Source organism: Micromonospora sp. NPDC000121 (assembly GCF_042899165.1).
In the GTDB taxonomy this organism is placed as follows: Bacteria; Actinomycetota; Actinomycetes; order Mycobacteriales; family Micromonosporaceae; genus Micromonospora.
The window spans coordinates 20,097-29,256 of the sequence record NZ_JBIAZP010000020.1; the positions used below are offsets into that span (position 1 = coordinate 20,097).

At 74.1% G+C, this 9,160-nt stretch carries 4 protein-coding genes; 1 reads left to right on the forward strand and 3 read right to left on the reverse strand.

The window, feature by feature from the left end:
• Positions 1-5: 5 nt before the first annotated feature.
• Positions 6-5,540, reverse strand: a complete 5,535-nt coding sequence (locus ACFY23_RS31320; protein WP_387039074.1) for an SDR family NAD(P)-dependent oxidoreductase — start codon at positions 5,538-5,540, stop codon at positions 6-8.
• A gap of 282 nt (positions 5,541-5,822) precedes the next feature.
• On the opposite strand from ACFY23_RS31320, the gene ACFY23_RS31325 reads away from it, so the two are divergent.
• Positions 5,823-6,581 carry an alpha/beta fold hydrolase gene (locus ACFY23_RS31325; protein ID WP_350687288.1) on the forward strand — a complete coding sequence of 253 codons (759 nt, stop codon included), beginning with the start codon at positions 5,823-5,825 and terminating at the stop codon, positions 6,579-6,581.
• Positions 6,582-6,653: 72 nt separating this feature from the next.
• Here the strand turns inward: ACFY23_RS31325 and ACFY23_RS31330 are convergent, their stop codons facing one another.
• Positions 6,654-7,541 (reverse strand): methyltransferase domain-containing protein, encoded by an 888-nt coding sequence (locus ACFY23_RS31330; protein WP_350687286.1) that lies wholly within the window; start codon positions 7,539-7,541, stop codon positions 6,654-6,656.
• 23 nt (positions 7,542-7,564) lie between these two features.
• Positions 7,565-9,157, reverse strand: a complete 1,593-nt coding sequence (locus tag ACFY23_RS31335; protein ID WP_350819719.1) for a bifunctional 3-(3-hydroxy-phenyl)propionate/3-hydroxycinnamic acid hydroxylase — start codon at positions 9,155-9,157, stop codon at positions 7,565-7,567.
• Positions 9,158-9,160 lie beyond the last annotated feature (3 nt).

Here is a 9,160-nt window from a genome sequence, read left to right on the forward strand (position 1 = left end):
GACGGTCAGTTACGACCGAACGTGCTGTCGATGAAGTCGAAGAGTTCGTCGTCGCTGGCGTCGTCGATGACCTGGGCGGCGGCGCCCGCCGCGGCGGTGTCGCCGTCCCAGCGGCTGAGCAGCGCCCGCAGTCGGGCGGCGACCGCCGACCGGGTCGTCTCGTCGGCGGTCAGCTCCTCCAGGGTCTCCGGCGGGGTGGCGGCGAACGCCGCCTCCAGCCGGTCCAGCTCGTCGAGGAGTGTGGGCGCGGCCCGGCCGGGGCCGAGCTGCGCCATCAGGTGCCCGGTGAGCGCGTCCGGGGTGGGATGGTCGAAGACCAGGGTCGCCGGCAGCGACAGGCCGGTGAGGGTGGTCAGCCGGTTCCGCAGGTCGACCGCGGTCAGCGAGTCGAAGCCCAGCTCGGTGAAGGACTGCCCGGCGCCGACCGCGGCCGGCGAGGAGTAGCCGAGCACCTCGGCGACCTGCCCGGTGACGAGTTCCTCGACCATGCGCCGGCGGTCCTCGTCGGACGCCTCGGCCAGGCGGTCGCGCAGGGCCCCGACGGGCATCGCCCCGCCGGCGGCGGCGCGCCGCGGTCGTGCGCCGGCCAGGCCGCGCAGGGGGGCCGGGAGGTGGTCGACGGTGGTGAGGTCGCGCAGCGCGGCCAGGTCGAGGCGTACGGGCAGCAGCAGGGGCCGCCGGCTGCGCCGGCTCGCGTCGAACAGGGCGAGCGCCTGCTCTGTGCCGAGTGGGGCGATGCCCTGGCGGGCCATCCGTTCCCGCCGCGCGGAACCCAGGTCGCGGGTCATGCCGCTGCTGGCGTCCCACAGCCCCCAGGCGAGGGAGGTGGCGGCGAGGCCGGCGGCGCGCCGGTGGTGGGCCAGCCCGTCGAGGAAGGCGTTGGCCGCGGCGTAGTTGCCCTGGCCGGGACCGCCGAGCGGGCCGGCGATCGAGGAGAACAGCACGAACATCGGCAGGTCCAGGTGCCGGGTGAGGTCGTGCAGGTGCCAGGCGGCGTCCGCCTTGGGGCGCAGCACGGCGGCGGTCCGCTCGGGGGTCAGCGCGGTGACGACGGCGTCGTCGAGGGTGCCGGCGGCGTGGACGACCCCGGTGAGCGGGTGCTCGGCCGGGATGTCGGCCAGCAGCGCGGCGAGCTGGTCCCGGTCGGCCACGTCGCAGGCTACGAGCCGGGCCTGGGTGCCCAGCCGGGCGAGGTCGGCGAGCAGGTCGGCCGCGCCGGGGGCGTCGGCGCCGCGCCGGCCGACCAGGAGCAGGTGGCGCACCTTGTGGGTGGTGACCAGGTGGCGGGCGAGCAGGCCGCCGAGGGTGCCGGTGGCGCCGGTGACGAGCACCGTCCCGTCCGGCAGCAGGTCGACCGCGCCGGTCGGGTCGGGCTCGGCGGGCGCCAGTCGGGGTACGAGGAGCCGGCCGTCCCGCAGCGCGAGCTGGGGTTCGTCGCCGGCCAAGGCCCGGCCGAGCAGCTCGGCGTCGGTGTGCTCGTCGACATCGACGAGGACGAACCGGCCCGGGTGTTCCAGTTGTGCGGTGCGGACCAGGCCCCAGACGGCCGCTGCGGGCAGGTCGGGCACGGTGTCGGCGTCTTCGGCGGGGACCGCGCCCCGGGTGAGCACCACGAGTCGCCGGTCGGCGAATCGGTCGTCGGCCAGCCACCGCTGCATCGCCGTCAGGGTGTCGGCGAGGCGGTCCCGGGTGGGGCCGAGCGGCTCGCCCGCCGGGGCGGCGCCGGCCTGGAGCAGCACCAGCCGGGGTGTGTCCCGGCCGGCGTCGAGGGCGTCGGCGAGGTCGGCCAGTCCGCCGGGCACCGCCGCGTCGGCGAGGGCGGCGGCGTCGCCGAGCGCCACGATCCCGGGGGCCCGCCGCGACGGCAGCGGCAGGGCGGTCCAGCGCAGGTCGAACAGGGGTACGTCGGCGGGCCCGTCGGCGTCGAGCTGGTCGGCGCCGACGGGCCGGGAGACCAGCGAGGCGACCCGGGCGACGGGGGCGCCCGTGCCGTCGGCGAGAGTCAGCGACACCGCCGAGCCGGCCCGTTCGACGCGTACCCGGAGGGTGGTGGCGCCGACGGCGGAGAGCGCGACACCCGACCACGCGAACGGGAGCCGGGCCCCGGCGGCGTCCGCGTCGGCGTCGTCGGTGAGGCCGACGACGTGCAGCGCCGCGTCCAGCAGCGCCGGATGGATGGCGTACCCGCCGGTGGCGGTGCCGTCCGGCAGCGTGACCTCCGCGAAGACCGCCTCGTCGGTACGCCACGCGGCGCGCAGCCCGCGGAACGTCGGCCCGTGGTCGACGCCGAGCCGGCCGAGCTGCTCGTAGATCGGCTCGACCGGTACGGCGGCGGCGCCGGGCGGTGGCCACTCGGTCAGCGCCCCGGGGGCGTCGGCGGCTGCGGGCGCGAGGACGCCCTCGGCGTGCCGGGTCCAGTCGCCGCGCGGGTCGTCGGCGGGGCGGGAGTGGATGCCGACCCTGCGGCGGCCGTGCTCGTCGGGGGCGCCGAGGGTGAGCTGCACGGCCCGGGCGCCCTGCTCGGGCAGCACCAGCGGGGCGGCGAGGGTCAGTTCGTCGAGCACGTCGCAGCCGGCCTGCCCGCCCGCGTGCAGCGCCATCTCGACCAGCGCGGTGCCCGGAACGACGACGGAGCCCCAGACCACGTGGTCGGCGAGCCACGGCTGGGTCCGCACCGAGAGCCGGCCGCCGTGGATGCGTGCGTCGTCGGAGGCGGAGACGAGTTCGGCGTTCAGCAGGGGGTGCCGGCCGCCGCGTACGCCGAGCCCGGAGGCGTCCGCGCCGCCCCCGGCCGGGCCGGCGTCGAGCCAGTAGCGCTGGCGCTGGAAGGCGTAGGTGGGCAGGTCGACGGTGCGCGGCGGCCGGCCGGTCTGCGCGGTGAACCACGCCGCCCAGTCCACGGTCGTGCCCGTGACGTGCAACCTGGCCAGCGCGGTCACCAGGGCGGTCGTGTCGGGCTGGTCCCGCCGCAGGCCCGGGATGTGGTGCACCGGCCGGTCGGCCGGGGTGTCCGCCGCCATCGCGGTCAACGTCGCGTCCGGGCCCACCTCCAGGAAGGTGGTGACCCCGCAGCCGTGCAGCGTCTTCACGGCGTCGGAGAACCGGACCGCCTCCCGCACATGCCGCACCCAGTACCCCGGCGAGGCGATCTCGCCCGGATCAGCCAGCCGGCCCGTCAGGTTGGACACGATCGGCAGCTTCGGCACCTGCCAGGTCAGCGTGTTCAGGACCGCCCGGAACTCGTCCAGCATCGGCTCCATCAACCGCGAGTGGAACGCGTGACTCACCGGCAGCCGCTTGACCCGCCAACCCCGCTCCACGCAGAGCTGCCCGACCCGGTCAAGGTCAACCTCTGCACCGGACAGCACCACGGACCGAGGCCCGTTCACCGCCGCCACGTCCACGCCGTCACCCGCCACCTCGCGGACCTCGTCCTCAGCGGCGTTGACCGCCAACATCCCGCCACCCGACGGCAACGCCTGCATCAACGAACCCCGCGCCGCCACCAGAGCGCACGCGTCATCGAGCGACAGCACCCCCGCCACATACGCGGCGGTCACCTCACCGATCGAATGACCGGCCAGGTAGTCCGGCTTCACACCCCACGACGACAACAACTCGTACAGGGCCACCTCGACCGCGAACAACCCCGCCTGCGTGAACACCGTCTGGTCCAACAGCGCGGCCCCGGCGGAGCCGGCATCCGCGAACAGCACCGTCTTCAACGGCTGCGGCAGCGCCCGGTCCAGGTGCCCGCACACCTCGTCGAGGGCAGAGGCGAACGCCGGGAACGAGTCGTACAACTCCCGACCCATACCCACCCGCTGCGCACCCTGACCCGTGAACAACACCGCGACCCGACCCGGCGACGCCTGACCCGACACCACCCCGACAGCCGACCCGCCCTCAGCCAGCACGCCCAGACCGGCAAGCAACTCGTCCCGGTCCGCGCCGAGGACCACCGCCCGGTGCTCCAACGCCGCCCGGGACGTGGCAAGCGACCAGCCGAGATCAACCGCCGCCAGGCCCGACTCCCGCCGGGCAAACTCCGTCAAACGCCCCGCCTGGCCGGACAACGCCTCCGCCGACCGCCCCGACACCAACCACGGCACCAGGGGCGGCGTCACCCCGGCCGCCGCATCGGCCGCCACGGCCTCTGCCTGCTCCACGATCACGTGCGCGTTCGTCCCCGAGATCCCGAACGACGACACCGCCGCCCGACGGGGACGCTCCACCACCGGCCACGACCGCGACTCCGTCACCAACGACACCGCACCCGACGACCAGTCCACCTTCGACGACGGCACGTCCACGTGCAGCGACGCCGGCACCACACCATGCCGCATCGCCAGGACCATCTTGATCACACCCGCCGCCCCGGCAGCGGCCTGCGTGTGACCCAGATTCGACTTCACCGACCCCAACAACAACGGCTCAACACCATCGCGACCCTGACCGTAGGTCGCCAACAACGCCTGCGCCTCGATCGGATCACCCAACGTCGTACCCGTACCGTGCGCCTCCACCACATCCACGTCCGCAGGAGACAACCGCGCGTCCGCCAACGCCTGCCGGATCACCCGCTGCTGCGACGGACCGTTCGGCGCCGTCAACCCGTTCGACGCACCGTCCTGGTTGACGGCGGTCCCCCGCACCACGGCGAGGACCCGGTGGCCCAGGCGCCGCGCGTCGGACAGCCGCTCGACGAGGAGCATCCCGACGCCCTCGGCGAGGGAGGTGCCGTCGGCGCCGTCGGCGAACGCCCGGCACCGGGCGGACATGGACAGGTTGCCCTGGCGGGTGAAGTCGACGAACACGGCGGGCGTGGGCATGACCGTCACGCCGCCGGCCAGGGCCAGGTCGGACTCGCCGGAGCGCAGCGACCGCACAGCGAGGTGCAGCGCCACGAGGGAGGACGAGCACGCGGTGTCGACGGTCACCGCCGGCCCCTCGAAGCCGAACGCGTACGCGACGCGGCCGGAGCTGATGCTGCCGGCGTTGCCGAGGCCGAGGTAGTCGACGACGCCGTCGGGCACGTCGGCGGCGCCGGCGGCGTAGTCGGCGTGGGTGAGGCCGGCGAAGACGCCGACGCGGGCGCCCTTCAGCCCGGTCGGGTCGACCCCGGCGGACTCGAACGCCTCCCACGAGGTCTCCAGCAGCAGCCGCTGCTGCGGGTCCATGGCCAGGGCCTCGCGGGGCGAGATGCCGAAGAAGCGCGGGTCGAAGTCACCCGCGTCGTGGACGAAGCCGCCCTCCCGTACGCAGGACGTCCCGGGGCGTTCCCGGGCGGGGTCGTACAGCTCGGCGAGGTCCCAGCCGCGGTCGGTCGGGAACGGGCCGACGGCGTCCCCCGACGCGGCGACGAGGTCCCACAGAGCCTCGGGCGAGGTGATCCCGCCGGGGAAGCGGCAGGCCATGCCGACGATGGCGATGGGCTGCTGCGCCTCGTCCTCGACGTCGCGGAGCCGTTGCCGGGTCCGGCGCAGGTCGGTGGTGACCCTCTTCAGGTACTCCCGCAGCTTTTCTTCGGTGTCCATCAACCTGACCCATCGCGGTGGTCGGCGGAGACCCCGACATCGGCGACGGAGCGAATGCGCAATATTCTCAGGCCAGAACGGTTTATCCCTTGAACACAATTCCGCCGGAAGCCACGGGTCCCCTCTGCGGGGGAAAGCTATGGCGTCGCCATGAGCTGCGACAACCCCTAACCCGTACGGCCGTCCGCTAGGGGTGGCCCCGGCCCGGTGGATCCGATTAGCGTCCGTTTGATCGCACGGCGCCGCCCGGGTCGGCGGCGAGACCGCTGGAAGGACCGCGTGTAAATGACCGACTCAGACAACGGCCTGTGGGTACGCCGGTTCCACCCGGCGCCGGCCGGCGCCCCGCGGTTGGTGTGCCTGCCGCACGCCGGCGGGTCCGCGAGTTTCTACTTTCCGGTGTCGCGGGCGCTGTCGCCGGCCGTGGAGGTTCTCGCCATCCAGTACCCGGGGCGGCAGGACCGCCGCCACGAGCCGTGCGTCGGCACGATCCCGGAGCTGGCTCGGCAGGTGTTCGGGGTGCTGAAGCCGTGGCTGGACCAGCCGCTGGCGATCTTCGGGCACAGCATGGGCGCGACCCTGGGCTTCGAGGTGGCACGACTGATGGAGGCGGAGACGGGGCGGCCGGCGGCGCACCTGTTCCCGTCCGGGCGGCGGGCGCCGTCGAGCCACCGGCACGAGACCGTGCACCTGCTCGACGACGAGGGCCTGCTCGCCGACATGAAGAAGCTGAGCGGCACGAACGCCGCCGTGCTGGGTGACCCGGAGCTGCTGCGGGCGGCGCTGCCGGCGATCCGCAACGACTACCGGGCGGCGGAGACGTACGAGTACACGCCGGGGCCGGCGCTGAGCTGCCCGGTGACGGTGTTCACCGGCGACGACGACCCGAAGGCCACGATCGACGAGGCGAAGGCGTGGGAGCAGCACACCACGGGCCCGTTCGACCTGCACGTCTTCCCGGGCGGGCACTTCTTCGTGGCCCAGCACCAGGCGGCGATCCTGCGTACCATCTCGGCGGCCCTGGCCCGGCCGGCGGCCCGCTGAGCGCGCGGACGCGGACACGACGCGGCCCCCGCCGCCCGGGACGACCCGGGGCGGCGGGGGCCGCGTCGTGCGTCACGGCTTGTGACCGACGGCGATGACGTAGTCGAGCAGCGCCAGCTCCTTCTTGATCAGCTTCTCGTCGCGCCAGTGGTTGGCCATGCCCTTGACCGCGCTGCGCTCGACCTCGGCCCGGAAGGCCGGGTCGTTGGGCCGGTTGGCCTGGAACTTCCGCCAGCCCTCCCAGGTGCGGTCCTGGATGGACTGCACGTCGACGTTGGCGAAGCCGGCGGCGGCCAGCTGCTCGGCGTAGCGGGTCCGGTCGTGCCAGTTCTCGTGCGGGATGCTGAACTTGACGAAGCTGAGCGGGCCGGAGCTGATCGACATCCGGGCGGTGTCGTTGCTCAGCGGGATGATGTCCGCGGTGGCGATGGTGCCGCCCGGCTTCAGCACCCGGAACGCCTCGGCGAAGAAGGCGCTGCGCGGGTAGAAGTGGAACGCCGACTCCAGCGCCACCACCCGGTCGAACGTGTTGTCCTCGAACGGCAGCTCGGTGGCGGTGCCGAGCTGGAACTCGGCCTGCTCGGCGAGGCCCTCCTCGCGGGCGCGGTCCTGGGCGTGCTCGACGTGCCGGGGAGTGACGTTGATGCCGTGCACCTTGGCCACCCGGCGGTTTCGCAGCCAGGCGAAGTCCTGGTCGCCGTAGCCGAAGCCGACATCGAGGACGGTGTCGTCGGGCTTGAAGCCGGCGGCGTCGGCGAGCTTCATGGCCAGCGCCTCACCGGCCACGTCGAGGCTGGTCACCCCCTCCTCCCAGTACCCGACGTTCATGTAGCGCGTGGTGCGGGCGGCGAACTCCACGCCCGGGGCCTGGATCTCGTAGAAGCGGCGGACGCGGGTGACCGGGTCCTTGGTGGTCAGGGTCCGGATGAGCCGGCCGAGGGTGCGCATGTTCTCGAACAAGTGAGCTCCTTCTGGAGGGGTGGTCAGGGTTGCAGCGCCCGGGCGGACACCTGCTGGCGCAGGTCGTCCACCAGGGCGGCCAGGCCGCCGGGGCCCGCCGCGACCCCGAAGACGTAGAAGTCGGGCCGGACGAGCACGGCGTCGGCGTCCGCGCCGGCGAGGTAGTCGAGGTGGACGCCGTCGAGGTCGATCACGTCGGCGTCGGTGACCGGCGCGGCGTCGGCGGGCCGGACGGTGACCCGGCGGACGTCGAGGGCATCGAGGAAGGCCGCGGCGTCCGGGGCGAGGGCCGCCGCCGGGTCGTCCCGCGTGATCAGCACGAAGCCGGTGCCGACGGCCTCGTCGAAGCGCCCGGTGCGCCCGCCGGCGCTCACCCGCCCCTGGGGCGCCGGGTCACCGGCGTGCGCGGCGGGGGTGCCGTCGGGGGTGCGGTGCAGCAGGCCGTCGACGATCGCCTCACGGAGCGACCGGGCGTGCCGCTGCTGGGTACGGCGGCGCAGCGCGGCGAGCATCACCGAGTCGCGGCCGGCGGCCTGCTTCGGGTCGGTCTCACAGATCACCTTGCCGGAGTCGATGGACATCCGGATGGCGTGCTGCACGTGCGCCCGTCGCTCCACCTCGTACGTCTCGAGCAGGGCGGCGTCGGCGAGGCCCCGGTGGACGAGGTCCAGCTTCCAGACCAGGTTGACCACGTCGCGGAAGCCGGAGCTCATGCCCTGGCCGAGGAACGGCGGCATGACGTGGGCGGCGTCCCCGGCGAGGAACACCCGGCCGGAGCGCCACCGGTCGGCGTAGCAGGCCTGGGTGGTGTAGACGCCGTACCGGTCGAGGCGGGCGGTGTCGGGGGTGATGTCGAACAGGCCGAGCAGCCGCCACACGCTGTCGAGGCTCTGGAACTCCTCCAGGGTCTCCCCCGGCACCCGCATGAACTCCCAGCGGCGGTGGCCGGGTCCGGCGGAGACGGCGGTGCGGGGGCGGGCCGGGTCGCAGATCTGCAGGTTGTTGGGCTTGAACTCGCGCGCCTCGTTGAGCACGACGTCGCAGACCAGCCAGTCGTGGGTGAAGCCGAGGTCGGTGACGCCTGCGCCGAGCCAGCGGCGGACGAAGCTGTTCGCCCCGTCGCAGCCGAGCACCCAGCCGGCGGTGAAGGAGTGCTCGGCGCCGGCCGCGTCGACGGCGGCCACGTCGACGCGGTCGCCCCGGTCGGCCAGCGCCGTCACCTCCAGCCCGCGCAGCACCTCGACGCCGGGCAGGGCGGCGCCCCGCTCGGCGAGGCGGTCCTCCAGGCCGGGCTGGTAGAAGGAGATCGAGTCGGGCCAGCCGGCGGGGCCGTCCTCGGCGACCTTGACGTGCAGCAGGGTCCGGCCGAAGCCGTTCTTCCAGGTGTACTCGCCGGACAGTTCGGTGACCGGGTCGTCGGCGGTCGGCGCCAGCACGTCGGCCAGGCCGCAGGCGGCGAGGATGCGGCTGGCCTCGCCGTCGTACGACACGGCCCGGGGCATGCTGTACGGGGTGGTGTGCTTCTCCACCACCCGCACGGTGAGGCCGCGCTGGGCGAGCAGGATCGCTGCCACCTGCCCGACCGGGCCGTAGCCCACGATCAGTACGTCGGTCATCGC